This is a genomic window from Vagococcus sp. WN80Y, from assembly GCF_059621045.1.
Genome location: NZ_JCAQHY010000001.1, coordinates 90,185 through 109,959, shown reverse-complemented (window position 1 = coordinate 109,959; position 19,775 = coordinate 90,185). Strand labels below are relative to the sequence as shown.

The 19,775-nt window shown below is 38.3% G+C and carries 19 protein-coding genes and 1 other annotated feature; of the genes, 15 read left to right on the top strand and 4 right to left on the bottom strand.

The genetic code is table 11. From position 1 onward, the window contains the following. Positions 1 to 225: 225 nt before the first annotated feature. On the top strand, positions 226 to 1,581 hold the full coding sequence (locus AC5KOD_RS00520) for a metallophosphoesterase (RefSeq protein ID WP_496912598.1): 1,356 nt from the start codon (positions 226 to 228) through the stop codon (positions 1,579 to 1,581). 242 nt (positions 1,582 to 1,823) lie between these two features. Here the strand turns inward: AC5KOD_RS00520 and AC5KOD_RS00515 are convergent, their stop codons facing one another. The 3 genes from AC5KOD_RS00515 to AC5KOD_RS00505 all read right to left on the bottom strand — a co-directional run bounded on the left by AC5KOD_RS00515 (position 1,824) and on the right by AC5KOD_RS00505 (position 4,189). Further along, positions 1,824 to 2,054 carry a hypothetical protein gene (locus AC5KOD_RS00515; RefSeq protein WP_496912597.1) on the bottom strand — a complete coding sequence of 77 codons (231 nt, stop codon included), beginning with the start codon at positions 2,052 to 2,054 and terminating at the stop codon, positions 1,824 to 1,826. Between the two features lie 85 nt (positions 2,055 to 2,139). Continuing rightward, a complete protein-coding gene (locus tag AC5KOD_RS00510; RefSeq protein WP_496912596.1) occupies positions 2,140 to 2,880 on the bottom strand; it encodes a LytR/AlgR family response regulator transcription factor in 741 nt (246 codons plus the stop codon). A 7-nt stretch (positions 2,881 to 2,887) separates the two neighbouring features. Then, the gene (locus AC5KOD_RS00505) at positions 2,888 to 4,189 is read right to left on the bottom strand and encodes a GHKL domain-containing protein (RefSeq protein ID WP_496912595.1); all 1,302 of its coding nucleotides are present in this window, start codon (positions 4,187 to 4,189) and stop codon (positions 2,888 to 2,890) included. A 207-nt stretch (positions 4,190 to 4,396) separates the two neighbouring features. Here AC5KOD_RS00505 and AC5KOD_RS00500 point away from each other — a divergent pair, with 207 nt between their 5' ends. The 11 genes from AC5KOD_RS00500 to AC5KOD_RS00450 all read left to right on the top strand — a co-directional run bounded on the left by AC5KOD_RS00500 (position 4,397) and on the right by AC5KOD_RS00450 (position 15,679). Next, positions 4,397 to 4,675 (top strand): hypothetical protein, encoded by a 279-nt coding sequence (locus AC5KOD_RS00500; protein WP_496912594.1) that lies wholly within the window; start codon positions 4,397 to 4,399, stop codon positions 4,673 to 4,675. A 58-nt stretch (positions 4,676 to 4,733) separates the two neighbouring features. Next, positions 4,734 to 5,411: a hypothetical protein gene (locus tag AC5KOD_RS00495; RefSeq protein WP_496912593.1), complete on the top strand. Its 678-nt coding sequence runs from the start codon at positions 4,734 to 4,736 to the stop codon at positions 5,409 to 5,411. Positions 5,412 to 5,440: 29 nt separating this feature from the next. Further along, the gene (locus tag AC5KOD_RS00490; protein WP_496912592.1) at positions 5,441 to 5,755 is read left to right on the top strand and encodes a hypothetical protein; all 315 of its coding nucleotides are present in this window, start codon (positions 5,441 to 5,443) and stop codon (positions 5,753 to 5,755) included. Positions 5,756 to 6,088: 333 nt separating this feature from the next. Continuing rightward, positions 6,089 to 6,332 (top strand) — a binding site (T-box leader). Positions 6,333 to 6,421: 89 nt separating this feature from the next. Further along, positions 6,422 to 8,077, top strand: coding sequence for a peptide ABC transporter substrate-binding protein (locus tag AC5KOD_RS00485; protein WP_496912591.1), 1,656 nt, complete (start codon positions 6,422 to 6,424; stop codon positions 8,075 to 8,077). A 39-nt stretch (positions 8,078 to 8,116) separates the two neighbouring features. Continuing rightward, on the top strand, positions 8,117 to 9,343 hold the full coding sequence (gene pepT, locus AC5KOD_RS00480) for a peptidase T (RefSeq protein ID WP_496912590.1): 1,227 nt from the start codon (positions 8,117 to 8,119) through the stop codon (positions 9,341 to 9,343). A 173-nt stretch (positions 9,344 to 9,516) separates the two neighbouring features. Beyond that, a complete protein-coding gene (gene ispE, locus AC5KOD_RS00475; protein WP_496912589.1) occupies positions 9,517 to 10,374 on the top strand; it encodes a 4-(cytidine 5'-diphospho)-2-C-methyl-D-erythritol kinase in 858 nt (285 codons plus the stop codon). Between the two features lie 182 nt (positions 10,375 to 10,556). Next, positions 10,557 to 11,240 carry a metal ABC transporter ATP-binding protein gene (locus AC5KOD_RS00470; protein WP_496912588.1) on the top strand — a complete coding sequence of 228 codons (684 nt, stop codon included), beginning with the start codon at positions 10,557 to 10,559 and terminating at the stop codon, positions 11,238 to 11,240. Next, the gene (locus AC5KOD_RS00465; RefSeq protein ID WP_496912587.1) at positions 11,213 to 12,028 is read left to right on the top strand and encodes a metal ABC transporter permease; all 816 of its coding nucleotides are present in this window, start codon (positions 11,213 to 11,215) and stop codon (positions 12,026 to 12,028) included. The genes AC5KOD_RS00470 and AC5KOD_RS00465 overlap by 28 nt, the downstream gene beginning before the upstream one ends. Positions 12,029 to 12,268: 240 nt before the next feature. Beyond that, entirely contained in the window at positions 12,269 to 13,084 is an 816-nt protein-coding gene (gene purR, locus AC5KOD_RS00460; RefSeq protein WP_496912586.1) for a pur operon repressor, read from the top strand. 155 nt (positions 13,085 to 13,239) lie between these two features. Further along, positions 13,240 to 14,613 carry a bifunctional UDP-N-acetylglucosamine diphosphorylase/glucosamine-1-phosphate N-acetyltransferase GlmU gene (glmU, locus tag AC5KOD_RS00455; protein ID WP_496912585.1) on the top strand — a complete coding sequence of 458 codons (1,374 nt, stop codon included), beginning with the start codon at positions 13,240 to 13,242 and terminating at the stop codon, positions 14,611 to 14,613. 91 nt (positions 14,614 to 14,704) lie between these two features. Further along, a complete protein-coding gene (locus AC5KOD_RS00450) occupies positions 14,705 to 15,679 on the top strand; it encodes a ribose-phosphate diphosphokinase (protein ID WP_496912584.1) in 975 nt (324 codons plus the stop codon). Between the two features lie 63 nt (positions 15,680 to 15,742). Here AC5KOD_RS00450 and mscL read toward each other — a convergent pair whose 3' ends face one another. Beyond that, positions 15,743 to 16,189, bottom strand: a complete 447-nt coding sequence (mscL, locus tag AC5KOD_RS00445; RefSeq protein ID WP_496912583.1) for a large conductance mechanosensitive channel protein MscL — start codon at positions 16,187 to 16,189, stop codon at positions 15,743 to 15,745. Between the two features lie 293 nt (positions 16,190 to 16,482). Here mscL and yfmF point away from each other — a divergent pair, with 293 nt between their 5' ends. The 3 genes from yfmF to ymfI are packed head-to-tail and all read left to right on the top strand — an operon-like array spanning position 16,483 to position 19,772. Next, the gene (gene yfmF, locus AC5KOD_RS00440; protein ID WP_496912582.1) at positions 16,483 to 17,745 is read left to right on the top strand and encodes an EF-P 5-aminopentanol modification-associated protein YfmF; all 1,263 of its coding nucleotides are present in this window, start codon (positions 16,483 to 16,485) and stop codon (positions 17,743 to 17,745) included. Next, positions 17,745 to 19,043 (top strand): EF-P 5-aminopentanol modification-associated protein YfmH, encoded by a 1,299-nt coding sequence (gene yfmH, locus AC5KOD_RS00435; RefSeq protein ID WP_496912581.1) that lies wholly within the window; start codon positions 17,745 to 17,747, stop codon positions 19,041 to 19,043. Before yfmF ends, yfmH begins: the two co-directional genes overlap by 1 nt. Next, complete coding sequence (gene ymfI / locus AC5KOD_RS00430) at positions 19,044 to 19,772, top strand: elongation factor P 5-aminopentanone reductase (RefSeq protein ID WP_496912580.1); 729 nt, start codon at positions 19,044 to 19,046, stop codon at positions 19,770 to 19,772. It begins immediately after the preceding gene. The last annotated feature ends 3 nt before the right edge of the window (positions 19,773 to 19,775 follow it).

Sequence of the window (19,775 nt, the reverse complement as noted above, 5' to 3'; positions counted from 1 at the left end):
TTTGCCTCACTCTTTTTTTGAGGTGTAACGTTGCTGATTAAAAAATCAGTTATCTAATTATTCATGACAGTTTAGTGGCTTTAGATCGGTTTTTATTAGTGCGTGATTTTGGGAAAGTTACATTCTGTAAAGTAGGCCTCTCTTCTTTATCATCCATGCTATAATACTAAGTATTAGAAAAAAGATAAGTGGGTGAGTCTCATTAACTCCAAAAAGATATTGATAGTGGCTCTTAGTTGTATTGTGCTAATTATTGGGGGCTTTGGCAGTCTAATTGTTAAAAATAATCGCAAAGAAAAAATGACTACTACTAGCGAACAGGCGAGTTCCCATTCATTAACGTCGTCAGACAAGATTTGGGTTATTTCTGATGTGCATTATTTATCTGATAAGTTACACGATCAGGGGGAACAGTTTCAGTTTATTAAGAAAACCTCTGCGGGGAAGGATTTGGATTATCCCAAGGAGCGTTTAGAGGCATTGTTATGGCAGATTGAGAAGGAACGGCCTAAGGCGCTAATTATCAGTGGTGATTTAACGTTAAATGGGGAAAAACAAAGTGCTAAAGAGTTGGCAGATTACTTTAAACGAGCGGAGTCTTTGGGGACACAGGTTTACGTTATTCCGGGAAATCATGATATTGCAGATGGCTGGGCGCGTCGCTATGAGGGCGATAAAATGGAACGTACGGAGCAAATTTTGCCAAGGGAGTTTGCGGATATTTTTGCAGATATGGGGTATTCGGAGGCATTCTCTCGAGATGAGGATTCGTTGAGCTATGCGGTTCGGCCGTTTAAAGATGTCATGCTGGTGATGATTGATACCAATAAATACATTAACGATGTGAGTGGCTCTAATCCACAGACGAGTGGCAAGCTGCGAGCAAATACGTATAAATGGCTGAAAACTATTTTTGCTCAAGCGAAGGAAGAACAGGCGGTTGTGATCCCTGTTATGCATCATAATTTGACTGATCATAATTCACAAGTGAATAAAGGTTTTACCATTGATCAAGCTGAGAATGTTCAAGATTTTTTCTTTAAGAATCAGGTTAATATAGTGTTGACAGGGCATATTCATACACAGGATATTGCGACAGTTACTAAAGGAGATCAGACGATTCATGATATAGCGACGGGAAGCTTTGCGACCTTGTCGAATCCGATTGGTGAGTTGACTCTTGAATCAGAGGCACTTGTCTATAAGAAAAAGCACTTGTTGATGGATGAGTGGGCCAAGGCGACTGGGCAGACAGATGATCAGTTATTGAGCTATAGTGAGTACTCTCAGAGATTGTTTAATGAGGATGGGATAGGCATGGCTCATCGCCAGATGTATGAAGAGGGCTGGTACGATGAAAAAAAGGCGGATAAAGTGGCTGATTTTATTGGCCGTATGAATGTCCGTTATTTTGAGGGCTTGGATTATTACAAGGAACAAGAGATGGCTGAAATTTTGGCGGATGAGGGCTATCAGCTTTTGCAACAACATCCTGATAGTTTTTTAGGTCGGTATGTGGAGTCGGTATTGGTTGATAAGGATGTTGATGATACCTATGTCGAAATACCGATTAGACATTAATGAATGAGTTGCTTTTCTTTGTGACGTAGACGAGACAATGTTGGAAGACTTATGCAATGAATTAGGTAACAAGGTGGGGGATGAGACAAAAGTCTCATCCCCCACCTTGTTTTATAATATGTTATCGATAAGTAGGAATAGCAGTAATCCTAAAAATGAAAGCCAACCAAAGGGTTCTGCAATACTGAATAGGAAAGAAAGAATAGAAACTAGCAACCAACCAACTAAACAGGCTTTTTTTTTTATAAGTAAGTACCTATATAACCGTTTTTGGAAGGAGTGTATTTGATTCGGGTTTTACCCTGATATTTCAAGGGAGGGATGGATTTAAACCAAACTTTTTGTGGGGCGGCTCTAGTTGATAGTTCGCTAGTTTCAAAATAGGGAGTCGGTAAGCTTTCTGTGGCTAAAACTTCTTGTGTAGTTCCAACTAAAGATATTCCCAACGCTAGACTTATTATTATTTTTTTCATTTTAATCATTCCTCCTGTGTGTTTTCTATAAGAATTAGTATATAAGAAATATGGGAGAAATAGATTAAACGTTCTTAAACGGATGTTATTTAGTCATAATCGTTGTTTCCAATTTTTTTAATTGTCGGACTGATAATAGACAAGTTTCACCGTTTGACATCGTCACTTCACGATTAGTTTTATCAATTTTTTTAATATGATCGGTATTAATGACATACGATTTATGAACTCTAAACAGAACTGTAGCTAAAGATTCCATCTCGTTAATTTTGCCATAAAAATCGATGGTGCTGTTCGTTAGATGTAGTGTCAGTTTATGAGGGATCGGAGATGTTTCAAAGAACATGATATCTTCAAGAGGAAAGACCCGAACCTGATTCCCTACTTTTAATTTTATTCTGTTTTTTTCGGGACTTGTTCCAGATTGGTAATGCTTTTGAGCCTGTTTCAATGCTTCATAGATCCTTTTTTGAATAATGTCAGTATCGTCTTTTAAAATATAATCCATCGCTTCTACTTTGTAGGTAAAGGTTAAAACAAGGAGTTCACTATGAGTGGTAATAAAAATAATTTTACCATCAATATCTTTCTCTCTAATATGGGATCCGAGTTGAATTCCGTTGATATCATAGCCTAAATCAACATCAAGAAAATATACGCCTCTTACGCCAGTATGACTGTCTAAGTGATTAATAATATCATATGGATTATGTGTGCTTAGCGTGAGTTCCATATCAAACTCTTCGATCATTATGTAATTTTTAATGATAGTTTCTACTTTAGAGCGTTGTGCATCATCATCTTCACAAATAAAAACAGATAGCATATTAAAATCATCCTTTCATAATGGTAATTTTTTGAATAAAAACGTCATTTGTAATAGTTGTTTCTAATAGTAGCCGTGGTTCTAATAGAATAAGCTCCTCAACATTAGCTAATCCAAGTCCCCGATTCTCCCCTTTAGTGGAAAAACCTTCCTTTTTTAATAAATGCAGCGGCTCAACATTTTCTCGAACAGTGTTTTGTATGATAAATATTAGATCCCCTTCCATGATGAAAATGCCCACCAATAGTTTACCGTCATTCAATAATTCTAGTTCTTCAATCGCGTTATCAAGTAAAATGCCTAAAATTCGAATCAGAATCACAGGATCAACAGATAAAGTTGTCGAGATGTTTTCATTCACTTCTATTTGGACATCGATTTGTTTTTCTTGAGCGGTAATCAATTTTGTAGTTAAAATACTTTTTACTTCAATGGAATCGATTTTTTGAAGATCATCTAAACGAATCATATTTGTCTTAAATAAGGCTTTTGTTTGTTTCACACTTGTGTGATAGAACTGTTTGAGCTCTTCTATTTTATCTTGGTCTAAATAGTATTCAATTGAGGACAGGATATTGACATAATCATGTCGGAATTTTCGTATGTCCTGGTATTGTTTTTTGACTTCTTCTGCGTATTTACTCATCATATCATATTCTAATTTCCGCTGCTGTGCTTGAAATTTTAATTCTTCATTTTTAGTAAAGGTCTGTATGACCGATATAATGAGAACGGTTAAAATGACGTAAAAAACTAAGATAAACTCGCTTAAAAAAGGAAAGCTTTTTGCGTAAAAAGTTAAGAGTAAATATGTTTGATAGCCTAATAAACAGAGAGTTAGCAAATAAGAAAGAGGCGCTTCTTTTCTTCCGCCATTAATTTTAGGTAAAATCCATTTATTAATTCCCAATGAACTGATGGTGATTAGGATAAAAGTACTTGTAAACATGAGTAGTAAATAAAGAAATTGTTTAATCGGCTGATCGACCTCAAGGCTTTTAAAAAAGAGTGGATTTACGAGTTCGGAGGTAATCAGCTCGAGAAGATAGGAAATAGAAACAACTAATAAGGAATGTGCAACATTTTTTTTTATAGAGTTTTTGAGCGATAGAAGTAAGAAAAAAACATATAAAATTAGAATATCAATGTTTGAAAAATATTGGCCGACATAAATACTAAAACCTAAAATTAAAATAATTAAGCCATAATTTCTTTTGGGCTTTTGATAAAATTTATCTAACAAAAGAAATGCAAGTGTAAACCCAAATAGATGGGCGAAACTAACGTAAGTAATTAAAAATTCCGTCATGTTTTATTGCTCCTTTTTTCAAGTCTTTTTAATTATAGCAGAGAATTATCTGAAAAAAGACGATTTTGATATCAAAATCGTTTTTTTTTATAACTTTATTACGTTAATGCATTTAATTCTCTAGTTTATGCTGAATACGTAGATTATTTAAATAATTGAGTAATATTAAGGTATCAACAACAAATAAATTTTAGGAGGAGAAAAGAAATGAAGAAAATTTTAGTAGGAATGGTATGTAGCGCAATTTTATTTACAGGTTTGGGAGGGTCTCAGGCGCATGCATCAGAGTTGTCCGATCAAACAGAGAACACAATTGAATTAGTTGAAAGTGGTACTAATATCAAACAAGCAAGAGGCGTTGTTAATGGAATTTTTTATACTGTTAGGGTAAAAACGGGAAAAACAAAACCACCTAAATTTCTTGGCGGCAAACGATTGGTTTACACATTATACGATAGTGGGGCTTACTACGGTTATTACAGATAAAATAGTCAAATCAAATGAGAATATAATTAAAAATACAAAACGAAAAGGATGATTAATTATGAATAAAAAATTGAAAAAGATAACAGTATTATTAATGAGCAGTGTTACGTTAGGAGGTGGCTTATTATCAACAGTTACTACATTTGCTGCAGAGCAACTACAACAGGAAATTCAAAATGAAACAGTAGAACAAGAAATCGAAATGCTTGAAAAATCTAATAAATATGATTTTGAATTAGTTCCAATAGAAAATATTGACGAAAATAATTTAATACAATTAGATAGTGTAGATGAATTGGAAGACATTCTTGAAGAAATTAAAACAAACAATGAAACAGAGTTTTTCTTTGATGATACTGTTGAGTTGCCTGGAACAAATGTATTACAATCAAGAGCAGCAGGTAGTAAAAATATAAGCCAGTGGGCTCCATTCAGTGGGTATGGGATGACAGGAATGGCTTGCTGGAGAAATGTATCATTTAAATATGATTATAAGAAAGTGAATGGTAAAAATCAATTTACTAAAGTGTCAGGAATTAATTCTTACTACTCAGGGATTCAAATAGCTGTGTCATGGAAACAAACAAGTTCTTCTTATAATTTTGTGAAAACTAGTGCAGCTAATGATACTGCAAAAATTAAAGTCAATGGGTATAGTTTACTAGGATTTCAAATAAATGGCTTTACTGTTGGAGCTAAAATAAACGGTACTTGGAATGTTTCGCATAAAATTTAGGTAATAGATTGAGCAAGGGGGAAGTGTAAATGAAAAATTTGAATAGAAAGCGTCTTTTAATATGCAGTTCAATACCTATTATTAGTTTGTTTATTCTTCCACCTATTAAAATTAGTTCAACAGGTATTCCTACATACACAATGGGATTTCCTATTCATTTTGTATGGTATAGAAGCTATGAGGGGATTTTTTCAAATAGTTTTCTATTGTTAGACTTTAATGAACTGAAAAAGGTTCAATTTGATTTAATGTACTATGTGTTATCAGTTATAGTTTTGTATTTTATTATTAGTATAGGCGTGAAACTATTAAAAATAGTCGGTGCATCTTTTAAGAACAGTTAATTAATTCATTTTTTGTCAGGCAGAAATCCCAGTATATGAGATAGAAACACTTCTGAAAATATCTTCTTCCTTTTTACGGAGTAAGAGTTTGTTACAGAATAACAAATACTACTACACGTTGTATCAATTGAATTTATCAGTAATGATAAAAAAATTTTATAAGGATAACGGTTTATTCTGAATCTGTTCTTTATTCTTCGTATTTCTTTTAGCTACTATTACTGTATGGGGATTAAAATAGTTTTATTTTGCTTTATAGGAATCTTGATCCAATCAGTTATTGACAAACCATTAAATTAAAATTATAATAAATTTAATCGCAATTTAATAATAGTCAATGCAACGAAGAGGAAAGTATTTTTTAGGAAACACTCAAAGAGAGCTCTGATTGGTGTGAAGGAGCAGTGGGATGAAAAAGAAAATGGCCTCAGAGCATTATCAGTCGAACCTATTTAGGCTGATACAGGAACGCCTGTTATAGCGTCAGAGCATAGAAGTTGTGTGCTTGGTTAAGAGGATTATTGTAAAATAATCAATGAAGGTGGTACCGCGAAAGTTAATGACTCTCGTCCTTTATCCTAGTTAATCTAGGGTAGAGGACGGGAGTTTTTTTGATTTTAAAAAATAAAATGAAGGCTTAGGCAGTCATAACAGGGGGAAATAAGGATGAAGAAAGCAACAGTAAAGAAGTGGGGCGTCGCGCTATCTCTGATAGCCGTGATTAGTTTAGCAGCTTGCGGCAAGGAAGAAAAGAAAGCAAGTACAGGGACGAGTTCTAACGAAAAGGTGGAGCAAGCCATTGCGATTAGCCTACCAGCGGAATTAGTGACATTGGATACAACACAAACAACAGATAAAAATACATTTACGATAGCGCAGCACTTATTTGAAGGATTGTATCGATTAGATGAAAAGAGCGTGCCTGTTCCTGGACTGGCTAAAGAAGAAGCGACGGTTAGTGAAGACGGGCTGACGTACACGTTTAAAATTAGAGAAGACGCTAAGTGGAGTAATGGTGACTCGATTACGGCAGAGGATTTTGTTTTTGCGTGGAAACGACTGGTTGATCCAGCATCGGGTGCGCCGAATGCCTATTTGTTAGATAATGTTAAAAATAGTAAAGAGATTCGTTTAGGCGACAAGCCAGTTGCAGAATTAGGTATTTCAGCGCCGGCTAAAGATGAGTTTAAAGTGGAATTAATTAACCCACAGGCGTCATTCCTAACATTGATTTCGATTGTGTGGTTAGCGCCGCAACAAGAAGCGTATGTGACGGAGCAGGGCGACAACTATGCGTCAGATAGTGACCGTATTTTGTATAGCGGCCCATTTGCGTTAGCTGATTGGGAGTTAGGAAGCGACACATGGACACTAAAACCAAATGCTGAGTACTATGATAAGGAGCAAGTTAAGCTTCAAGAAGTGACTGGAACTACCGTTAAGGAAGAAAATACAGGTATTAACTTGTTTTCAACAGGGGATTTGGATTTAACTCGTATTAGTGGAACCTTTGTGGCAGAAAATGTTGATAATGAGGCGTTTGTCTCACATTCTGATATTTCTAATTTCTTTTTAGATTTTAATCAGAAAGAAGGAACGCCGTTAGCTAATGTTAATTTACGTAAAGCAATTGCTTATGCAATTGACAAAGAGCCGTTATCTGCAAGCACACTGAACGATGGGGCTAAACCTTTAAATGGCTTAATCCCAGAAAACTTATTCGTGAATCAAAAAACAGAGACGGACTTCCGCAAGTACAGTGGTGATTACGTTCTTTTCGATCAAGAGAAGGCGAAGAAATTCTGGAAAGAAGCTAAAAAAGAAGTTGGCGATAAGGTAGAATTGAAGTTATTAGTTTCTGATGATGATAATGGTAAAAAAGTGTCAGAGTATCTTCAAAATCAGATTCAAGAAACACTTGAGGGTGTAACCATCACGATTACCCCGCAACCGAAAAATAATGTGAATCAATCTCGCCGTGACAAGGATTATGAATTGTCTATTTCTGGTTGGAATGCCGGCGATAACAACTTAGGGATGTTCTTTATTTTATATGAAACAGATTCTGCCTATAACTATGGTGGCTATTCAAATCCTGAGTATGATAAGCTAGCTATTTCAGCTAAAACGACGAATGCCAATGATGTGGACAAACAATTTGCTGACTACAAAGCGGCTGAAAAGATTTTATTGGAAGAGGGCGCAGCTCAAGTACCCTTATATCAAAGTGCGTCTAACTACTTGATCAATCCGAAAATTAAAGATATTGCGTACCCTACTTATGGGAACTATTTTGGTCTTAGAAGTGCTTATGTTGATTAGTGTAGGCTTTGGGTAATTGAATAGAAAGTAGGGAATTCAGTGGGGTTACTAGAACGATTTATTGCATATACTAAAATTAATACTCGCTCTGATGCGGCGAGTTTGACGGTACCGACGACACAAAGTCAGGTGGCGTTTGCTAAGCTTTTGGCAGAGGATTTGCGCGAATTAGGGTTGTCAGACGTTGAATATTTAGAGAAGAATAGCTTTGTTACGGCAACCTTGCCAGCTAACGGGCCTACGGTTGGTCCTGTTATTGGGTTGATTGCTCATGTGGATACGGCTGATTATTGTGCAGAAAATATTTCGCCGCAAGTTCATCCTAACTATGATGGACAGGATGTCGTTTTACATGCTGAAAAAGGCTTGGTGCTATCTGTAGCGGATTTTCCTAATCTTAAGAATTATGTAGGCCAGACGTTGATTACAACAGATGGTACCACTCTTTTAGGCGCAGATGACAAGGCGGGAATCGTGGAAATCATTGGCGCAGTGGAGTATTTTTTAACTCATCCAGAGGTTCCTCATGGTGAGATCAGGCTGGCTTTTGGACCTGATGAAGAAATTGGGCGTGGGGCAGATTTGTTTGATGTGGCTCATTTTCGAGCTAAATATGCGTATACAGTTGACAGTGGTACGGTTGGTCATTTGGAATACGAGACGTTTAATGCGGCGCAAGCTGTTCTGAAAATTGATGGGGTGAGTGTTCATCCTGGTACGGCTAAAAATAGCTTGATTAATGCGATTAAGCTTGGGAAACAACTGGATGACTTGCTACCTCAAATGGAGGTTCCTGAGGAGACAGAGGGATACGAAGGGTTCTATCTCCTACACAAATTTGAAGGAACGGTTGATTCGGCCGAATTGGTTTACATCATCCGTGATCATGATAAGGAACTTTTTGCCTCCCGCAAGCAATTTTTGCTGGATCAGGTTGCAACAATTAATGCTAGTTTGGATAAGCCTCGTATTCAGATCGAAATCGAGGATCAGTACTATAATATGGGAGAGATCATCCAGGCAGATTTTTATCCCGTGGAATTGGCGCTTAAAGCGATGGAGAATCAAGGTATTACACCTATTGTAACGCCTTTTAGAGGTGGGACAGATGGTTCTAAGATTTCATTTAAAGGGATTCCTACGCCTAATATTTTCACTGGTGGCGAGAATTTTCATGGCCAATATGAATTTATTACAGTAGAAGCGATGGAAAAAACGGTGGCAACACTGATTGAATTAATTCGATTAAATACAGTGGGGATTTAATTACTTCTATATATAATAAGGCGAGAAAAGAAGGTGTGATAGAGTTATATCTCAGCTTCTTTTCTGCTGTAATCTGATTAATTTCGGTTAATTGCTAGACATCTAACGTTTCTATTTTCTGCGAGATAAGGTATAATATGTAGGATTATGAGTTGAAAAGTTAGGTGAAAAGCATGGAGATAATCGAAAAGGCACCAGCCAAGATAAATTTGGGGCTGGATGCGTTATATAAGAGAGACGATGGCTATCATGAATTGAAAATGATTATGTCAAGCGTCGACTTGGCTGATAAATTAGTCTTTCGTGAACTGCCACATAATGAAATTATCATTGAAACAGATAGTAGTTTTTTACCAGTGGATAAACGAAATCATATTTATCAGGCTGCGCGTTTATTAAAAGAAACATATAATGTTGATAAGGGGATTTATGTCAATGTCCGTAAGCGAATTCCTGTAGCGGCTGGTTTGGCTGGTGGTAGCAGTGATGCAGCGGCTACTCTCAGAGGACTTAATCGTTTGTGGGAGTTGGACTTGAGTCTGGATGAGTTAGCGACGTTAGCAGTAGAGGTCGGCTCAGATGTTCCTTATTGTGTGCGAGGGAATACGGCAGTTGTCAGTGGTCGTGGGGAGATTTTAAAGCCGCTTCCTGCCATGCCTCAGTGTTGGGTTGTGATGGTGAAGCCTAGGATAAGCGTGTCGACGCGAACTGTTTTTGGAAGCCTGTCTTTTAATGAGGTTGAGCATCCTAATATTGACGCGATTGAAGCAGCGGTTGTTGCTCATGATTATCATGAGATGGTCAAGCATCTAGGCAATTCTTTGGAGTCTGTTACGATTCAAAAACATCCGATCGTTCAGCAGATTAAGACTAAAATGATCAAATTTGGTGCGGATGTGGCGTTGATGAGTGGTAGTGGGCCAACAGTTTTCGCCTTGTGCGAAAAATATTCACGGGCGCAACGAGTGAGTAATGGATTGAAGGGGTTTTGTAAAGATGTCCATATCGTTCGGACGCTTAAGCAAGATTAATTGAGTATAGCGAAGGAATAAGGCTAGGACAATCATGTGCTAGTCTTGTTTAGTTATCGCTTTTTATAAGTGATTGGGTGCTAAGTGCTTGACTATCTGGTCGATAAGATGGTATTCTACTAATTGGGTTTAAAACGTAATCTTTACGTTTTGTGAATAAGGATGAAGAAAGGAGCTAATACGTGGCACATTACATAGAAGTTAATAATCTGACTTTTTACTATGGTGAAGAACCAGTTTTACAAGATATTTCCTATTATGTTGATCCAGGAGAATTTGTTATTTTAACAGGTGAAAATGGTGCGGCTAAATCTACGCTAATACGTAACACATTAGGTTTGTTACAGCCGACTGAAGGAACGGTTACGCTGGCTAAAAAGAATACTCAGGGGGAGACGCTAAGCATTGGTTACATTCCTCAGCAAGTGGCATCATTTAATGCGGGCTTTCCAAGTACGGTATTGGAGTTGGTTCAGTCAGGTCGTTATCAGCGTGGCAAGTGGTTTAAAAAGTTTTCTGACAAGGATCATCAGCATGTGGAAAAAGCGCTAAAATCAGTTGGCATGTGGGAGATGCGTCATAAGCGAGTGGGCGAATTATCTGGTGGTCAAAAGCAACGAATTTGTTTGGCACGAATTTTTGCTACAGATCCAGATTTGTTTGTTTTGGATGAACCGACAACGGGGATGGATGAGGGGTCTCGTGGTGATTTTTATCAGTTGCTTCGGCACAATGCCCACGATCACGGGAAAGCGATTTTAATGATTACCCATGATCATGAGGACATTAAAAATTATGCAGACCGCCATATTCGGTTAGTTAGGAAGGAGGACTCAGAATGGAGATGTTTTCATATGAGTTCATGAGACGGGCGCTTTTAGCGGCTAGTTTTATGGCAGTGATTGCTCCGATGTTAGGTGTGTTTCTAGTGGTTAGACGTCAGTCATTGTTAGCAGACACGTTGTCTCATGTTTCTTTGGCAGGGATTGCGCTAGGCTTTTTTATCAATTTAAATCCTACTATTACAACGCTAATCGTGGTGGTGATTTCAGCTGTTATTTTAGAATATTTACGAATGGTTTACAGCACTTATTCGGAGGTGTCTACTGCGATCTTGATGTCTGGTGGTCTTGCGACTGCTCTGGTGTTGATGAATGCGAATAAGGGAAATTCGTCTATGCGGATTCAGCAATATTTGTTTGGTTCAATCGTGACGATCAGTTGGGATCAAGTGGTTATTTTAGGGATTCTTTTAATTGCCCTTGTGATTCTTTTTGTGCTCTTTAAGAGACCGATGTATGTGCTGACCTTTGATGAGGATACGGCTCATGTTGACGGTTTACCAGTACGTTGGATGTCATTATTATTTAATGTGATTACTGGAATTGCGATTACGGTGATGATTCCGATTGCGGGTGCGTTATTAGTATCGGCGATTATGGTGTTACCAGCCGCGATTTCGATGCGTATTGGACGTAGCTTTAATCGTGTGTTAATGATTAGTGTGGTTATTGGGTTGGTTGGGATGTTATCAGGTTTGGTGATGTCTTATCAGGTTGACACACCACCGGGAGCAACGATTACACTGATTTTCATTTTCATGTTCTTAGTGGTGATGATGCTAAAGAAAGTGCTCGTTAAAAAGAAAGGTTAAGTTAGCTATTACTATAGAAGATACTCTGAGCGGTTATGAAAAATTAACCGCTCAGAGTTTTTTTGTAGAAAAATGTCTATTTAGGGTGAAAAGTAACTAACAGTGAACGTTTTCGGTATAGAATTAAGCATAAAATTAGGATTGGCGAACGTTTTATAAGAAAATAGAGAAAAGACTAGGATTTTCCCGAAATTAATCATATAATATGATGTGAATAATAAAGTAGAAGAGGTGACAGTTATGAAAGTTAGAAGAAGTGAGCGATTGATTGACATGACGCAGTATTTATTGGAACATCCGCATACATTAATTTCTTTAACTTTTTTTGCAAAAAGATATAGTTCAGCCAAATCGTCAATTAGTGAAGATTTAGGTATTATTAAGCGGACATTCAGCTCCCGTGGGACTGGTGTGTTAGAAACAATTCCTGGCGCTGCTGGTGGGGTTCGGTTTATTCCTGAGATTTCTCCAGATCAGGCCAAAGAAATTATTGATGGGCTGTGTGAGCGTTTGTCAGAGCAAGATCGTTTGCTTCCTGGGGGCTATGTCTATTTATCTGATTTACTGGGTGAACCAGAATTATTAAGGCAGGTTGGGCAAATCATCGCTTCTAAGTATAAAGATCAACAGATTGATGCTGTTATGACGGTTGCAACGAAGGGTGTTCCGATTGCTCAAGCTGTTTCTTATCATTTAAATGCGCCGTTTGTGATTGTGCGTCGTGATTCAAAAATTACAGAAGGCTCTACAGTAAGTGTTAATTATGTTTCTGGTTCGTCGCAACGGATTGAAAAAATGGAGCTGTCTAAGCGTAGCTTGAAACGCGGATCGCGAGTGCTTGTCGTGGATGATTTCATGAAGGGCGGCGGAACTGTGAATGGTATGAAAGGCTTGATTGAGGAATTTGAAGCTGAATTAGTGGGAATCACTGTTTTTGCCGAATCAACGTTTAGCGGACGTCGTGTGATTGATGAGTATAACTCATTGCTGTGTGTGAAAGACGTTGACACCCATACCAAAACAATTAAGGTTGTCCCTGGAACGTATTTTGAGTAAAATAGAGAGTGATAATGAGCGGTTATAATCATCTAGACCAATTTTAATAAAGGGTCGGGTGATTATGAGCTGTTTTCAGACATCGTCATTAATAATTAAGAGTGCAAGTAGTGGCGCTCAAACACTCAGATAGTTGTCAATAAGGGGGAAAAGCAGTGAATAAACGATATGCCATTATTTTAGCCGCAGGCCAAGGGTCACGGATGAAATCAAAAACGTATAAGGTCTTACATCAAATTGCAGGAAAATCTATGGTGGAGCATGTTTTAGGAAATGTGGAGCAATTAACGCCTGAGAAGGTTGTGACTGTGGTTGGTTTTGGTGCGGAAAAGGTTAAGGCAAAATTAGGCGAACGTTCGGAGTTTGCTTTACAAGAGGAGCAATTAGGAACGGGTCATGCAGTGTTGATGACTAAGGACCAGTTGGCTGATAAAAAAGGGACGACTTTAGTTATTTGTGGGGATACGCCTTTGATTACGGCTGAGACACTTGATGCCTTATTCGCTGAGCATGAACAAACAGGCGCTAAAGCGACTATTTTGACTGCTCATGCGGAAAATCCATTTGGTTATGGTCGGATTATCCGTGGTAGTGAAGGGCAAGTCGTCAAGATTGTCGAGGAAAAAGACGCTTCGTCAGAGGAGCGCTTGACCCAAGAGATTAATACGGGGACTTTTTGTTTTGACAATGAAGCCTTGTTTGCGGCCTTAGATCAAGTTGGCAATGACAATGCCCAAGGTGAGTACTATCTACCTGATGTGATTGGCATTTTACAGTCACAGGGAGCCGTTATTTCGGCATACAAGATGGCGGACTTAAAGGATTCAATTGGGATTAATGATCGTTTGGCTTTAGCTGAGGCGACAGCTACTATGCGTCGTCGGATTAACCGTCAACACATGATAAATGGTGTGACTTTTATTGACCCAGAGACGACGTATATTGATGCTGATGTCGTGATTGGCAATGACACGTTAATCGAGGCGGGAGTTCAGCTTAAAGGGAGTACGACGATTGGCTCTGGTTGTTTTATTGGAGCTAATACGGAGATAATTAATAGTGTTATTGGTGATGAGGTCAACATTCGTTCGTCGCATATCGAAGAAGCTCAAGTAGGAGACCACAGTGATGTTGGGCCTTTTGGGCGTTTGCGTCCGGGAGCGGTCTTAGCTACTCATGTCCATGTTGGTAACTTTGTTGAGATTAAAAACGCGTCACTTGGTGAGGAGACTAAAGTGGGGCACTTGAGTTATATTGGCGATGGAACAGTCGGAAAGAATGTTAATGTAGGCTGTGGAACAGTCTTTGTGAATTATGATGGTCATACAAAGCATCGTTCGGTGATTGGTGACGATGTGTTTCTTGGGTGTCAGACAGGGATCGTGTCACCTGTCACAGTTGGCGATCGAGCATTTACTGCGGCTGGTTCTACGATTACAGAAGACGTGCCAGCTGATTCTCTTGCGATTGGGCGAGCGCGCCAAGTAAATAAAGAGAATTATGCAAAAAAATTGCCATATTCTCAATAATTTCATGGTTTACCCTTGATTTTCATTCGGAAAATGACTACTATTTATAGGGAAGCAAATAATTTCTCAACAAAAGAAAGCGGAGGTCCTCATGTCAAAACATTACTTTGATCCAAGACTGAAAATATTTTCACTCAACTCTAACAAGAAGTTAGCGGCGAAGATAGCGGAGGCTGTCGGGGTTGAGCTAGGCAAATCATCAGTAAGTCAATTTAGTGATGGCGAAATTCAAATTAACATTGAAGAAAGTATTCGTGGTGATCATGTTTACTTAATTCAGTCAACTAGCTACCCTGTCAATGATAATTTAATGGAACTATTAATTATGATTGATGCGTTAAAGAGAGCTAGTGCGAAGACGATCAATATCGTGATGCCTTATTATGGCTATGCGCGCCAAGATCGTAAAGCTCGTTCTCGTGAACCGATTACTGCTAAGCTGGTCGCAAATATGCTGACAGCAGCAGGAGCAACTCGTGTATTAACACTTGACCTGCATGCGGTTCAAATCCAAGGATTCTTTGATATTCCTGTTGACCACTTGATGGCAGCACCTCTTCTAGCTGATTATTTTATCACTCATGGCTATGTAGGAGACGACACAGTCGTTGTGTCACCTGACCATGGGGGTGTGACGCGTGCGCGTAAATTGGCAGAGTTCTTAAAAGCGCCAATCGCGATTATCGACAAACGTCGCCCGAAAGCAAATGTGGCAGAAGTAATGAATATCATTGGAAATGTTGACGGCAAAAAATGTATTATTATCGATGACATGATCGACACAGCAGGAACGATTACTCTTGCGGCTAAGGCGTTGAAAGAAGCGGGCGCCGTGGAAGTTTTAGCAAGTTGTACTCATCCAGTTCTATCTGGTCCAGCTATGGAACGTCTACAGGATTCACCGATTGAAAAAGTGATTGTCACAGATTCAATCTACTTACCTGAGGAAAACCGCATTGAGAAAATTGAAGAAGTCAGTGTCGGAGCGTTGATTGGCGATGCCATCAAGCGTATCCATGAAAACAAACCTGTTAGTCCGTTATTTGAACAAAAGCATAACAGTTAATTGTTTTGAATGTAAATAAAGAACCGTGAAAGTGGCTAATCAGTCGCTTTCACGGTTTTTTGTTTAGTCAGGTGTGTCTGTTGGGTTACTTTTAGAAACGGTTGTTGATTGATTTTGTTGAATTAATAAATCACGAATTTCGGCTAACAATTTCTCTGTTTGCTCAAATTCATCTTCGGGCTCTTCTTCAACAGGTTTAGTAATAGAATCACGGGCTTTGTTAACCGCTTTGACTAGCATGAAAACAACAAAGGCTGTAATTATAAAGGTGATAATAGCAGATATAACTAAATCAAAGTCAAAGGTGACACCGTTAAACTTCAGGCTTAGGCCCTCAATTTTTCCATCTTTACTGCCTGTGATCAATTTGATAATTAGGGAAACGATAGGGGTGATTAACCCTGTTACGATACTGTTGACGATGGCTGTAAAGGCGCCCCCAATTACTACCCCAACCGCTAGGTCTAAAACATTACCACGCATGATGAATTCCTTAAATTCTTTTATCATAGCTAAACTCCTCTCAATGTATATAAGTTGATTATACAAAAGATGACAAAAAAACCAAAGAAAACCGTACTTAATTGATAAATTGTACGAATTGATTTCGTAAAATGAACAAAGCTGAGAGTGTCATAATGGTAAGACTTATGCTATTATTAGTAATGAAACTGTAACTAGATTATTCGGGTTTTCATGCTAAAATTAGTAAGGAAAACCTTAAGAAAACTATAGACCTTTGTCATTAGATTTTTAATCTACTATTATATAAAGAGAGAATAGCGGAAAGTAGGAATAAATAGATGAGTATTGCCTTGAAACAAGGAGTTAATTTGCACGTCATCCCCACAGATAAGTATAAAACTATTCGAATTATGATTCGTTTTGCGGCTCCTTTATTAGCGGAGACCATCAGCAAGCGAACACTGCTAAGCAGTCTTCTCGAAACCAACAGTCAAAACTACCCAACTCAGACGAAGTTAAGTGAAAAATTAGCCGATTTATATGGCGCTAGCTTTGGTATTAATGTCAATAAAAAAGGCGATAGCCATTATTTGAGTGTTATTTTAAATGTTGTTAATGATAAGTTTTTACCTAATGAAGAGGCTGTTTTACCTGAAGCAATTGCCTTTTTAAAGGATATTTTATTTAAGCCCAATATGACTGACTCTCAATTTGAGCAAGCGACTTTTGATCGTGAGCAAAAGAATTTGATTGATTATATTGCGTCTGTTTATGATGATAAACAAAGCTATGCTTCATTAGCTTTACAGGAGTTATATTTTGGTCAAGCAGCTCAACAGAAGGTGCCAAGCTTTGGGACAATTGATGCTGTTTCAGCGGAAACGGCTGTCTCAATTAAAGACTATTATGATGAGATGATTGCGCAGGATGACCTAGATATTATTGTGATTGGTGATGTTGAGGAAGCGGTGATTCAAGGGCTCTTTAAAGAGTGGCCGTTGACTGATCGTGAGGCTTATGAGCAACCATTTTATCAACAAGAGCTGTTACCAGAAGTGCTTAAGAAGGTTGAGGTACAGCCTGTTATTCAATCTAAATTGAATTTGGCCTATCAAACGAGTATTTATTACCACCACGAGGCTTATTTTGCCTTACAAGTTTTTAACGGTTTATTTGGTGGTTTCCCTCATTCTAAGTTATTTATGAATGTTCGTGAAAAAGAAAGTATGGCTTATTATGCGTCTAGTTCAATTGATACGTTCCGCGGGTTATTGACAGTTCAAACTGGGATCGATGGTGCCAATAAAGATCGTGTGTTGACTTTGGTTGATGAGCAATTGGCGAGTTTAGTTGCTGGCGAGATTGAGAGCGAGGCACTTGCGCAAACAAAAGAGATGTTGAAAAATCATTATCTACTTGCTTTAGATAATCCGAGTGCGGTGACAGAGGCTGCCTATATTGATAGTAAGTTTCCTCATTCACAGCTGTCAGATCAGCAGTGGTTAGCAGCGATTGACGCGGTGAGTCTAGCGGATGTCCAAGCTGTTGCGGAAAAAATTAAGCTACAAGCTGTTTACTTTATGGAAGGAGGGCAAGGCTAATGGAAAAGCTAGTTTATCCGATTTTAGATGAAATCTTGTATACTGAAACATTGGCTAATGGTTTGCGTGTGACCCTTCTACCAAAAGCAGGATTTAATAAGACGTACGGTCTTTTTACAACCAATTATGGTTCGATTGATAATCAGTTTGTGCCGATTGGTGAGTCTGAGTTTACAGAAGTTCCTGATGGGATTGCTCATTTCTTAGAGCATAAGATGTTTGAAAAAGAGGATGGCGATGTCTTCCAACTTTTTGGTAAACAAGGCGCATCAGCTAACGCTTTTACAAGCTTTACGCGGACAAGTTATTTATTTTCTAGTACGGGACAAGTTGAACAAAACATTGAAACGCTTCTGGATTTTGTTCAAGCGCCTTACTTTACTAAGGAAACAGTTGATAAAGAAAAAGGGATTATTGGTCAAGAAATTCAAATGTATCAAGATGATGCTAATTGGCGGTTATTTTTCGGTATTATTGGCAATCTTTATCCTAATTATCCGCTACATATTGATATTGCAGGGACGATTGAGAGTATTGCTGAGATTACTGCTGAGGATTTATATAAGTGCTACAACACGTTTTATCATCCAAGTAATATGAATCTATTGGTAGTAGGGAAGATGGAACCTGAAGCGATGATGTCATTGATTCGTGATAATCAGTCAGGAAAAGAGTTTCCGCAAGCGACCTCAATTCAACGTCGTTTTCCAAGTGAAGATCATGCTGATATTATTAAAGAATCGCAGGTGAGAATGCCTGTCAGTCGACCAAAAGGAATTTTGGGGATTAAAGGTTTAGGGGTATTACCGGCAGAAGGCATTGAGTTAATGCGCTTTAAAACAGCAGCTAGTCTGCTCTTTCAGCTTCTTTTTGGGGATACATCGGCTAATCAGTTAGCTATGTATAATGAGGGCTTGATTGACGATAGTTTTGGTTATGAATTCAATTTAGATCGTGAATTTTATTTTGCTGATTTTGGCGGAGACAGCAATCGTCCTGAAGAAATGATTGCTCGTGTTCGCGAGATATTGTTAACAGCTCAGGAAAGTTCGGAGTTGACGGAAGAGAATCTAGCGTTGTTGAAGAAGCAATTATTAGGGAAGTATTTACAGTCTCTTAATTCGCTTGAATATATTGCTAATCAGTTCAGCCAAATGCAATTTGGTGATGCGACTCTTTTTGATATGGCTGAGGTCATTGAAAGCATTGAAATGACGGATATTCGTGGTGTTATTGATCAGTTTATTAAAGAAGAGGCAATGAGTCAGTTTTATATGTATCCAACTGAGGATAATTAGATGAATTATGCGCTGATTTTAGGTGCTAGTGGTGATATTGGTAAAGCCTGTGCGAAAAAATTAGCAGCAGAGGGATGGTCATTGTATTGTCATTACCATCATCAAGCAGAAACGATTACAGAATTGGTAGATGAGTTAAAAAATGCCTACCCAGAGCAAGATTTTTTCTCTCTCAAATGGGATATGACAACGGCTGATGAGACAATCGCTTTAGTGGTGGAACAGCTGTTTCAAGTTGATGCGCTTGTTTTTGCTAACGGCGGGACTGTTTACAAATTATTGACTGAAACAACTGCCGCAGAGATGGAGGAGCTATGGCGAGTTTTCTTGAAGGCTCCGATGCTACTTTGTCAGCAACTTCAAGGGAAATTGGCGCAAAATAGACGAGGGAGAATTGTCTTTATTGGGTCGATTTATGGAAGCTCTGGTAGTGCGATGGAAGTGGCATACAGTGCATTGAAGGGTGCTCAGCAAGCCTTTGTGACGGCCTATGCTCAGGAGGTTGCGACCTTAGGAATAACGGTTAATGCCGTAGCACCTGGGGCTGTCGCTACTCGCATGAATGCTGATTGGACTAAAGCTGAGATGGCGGATCTTTTAGCTGAGATTCCACTTGGACGGATGGCTGAGCCCAGGGAAGTAGCCAATGTAGTAGAGTTTTTATTAACAGATAAGAGTGCCTACATAACAGGTACAACCATTCCGATTTCAGGTGGTTGGAAAGTTTAACAA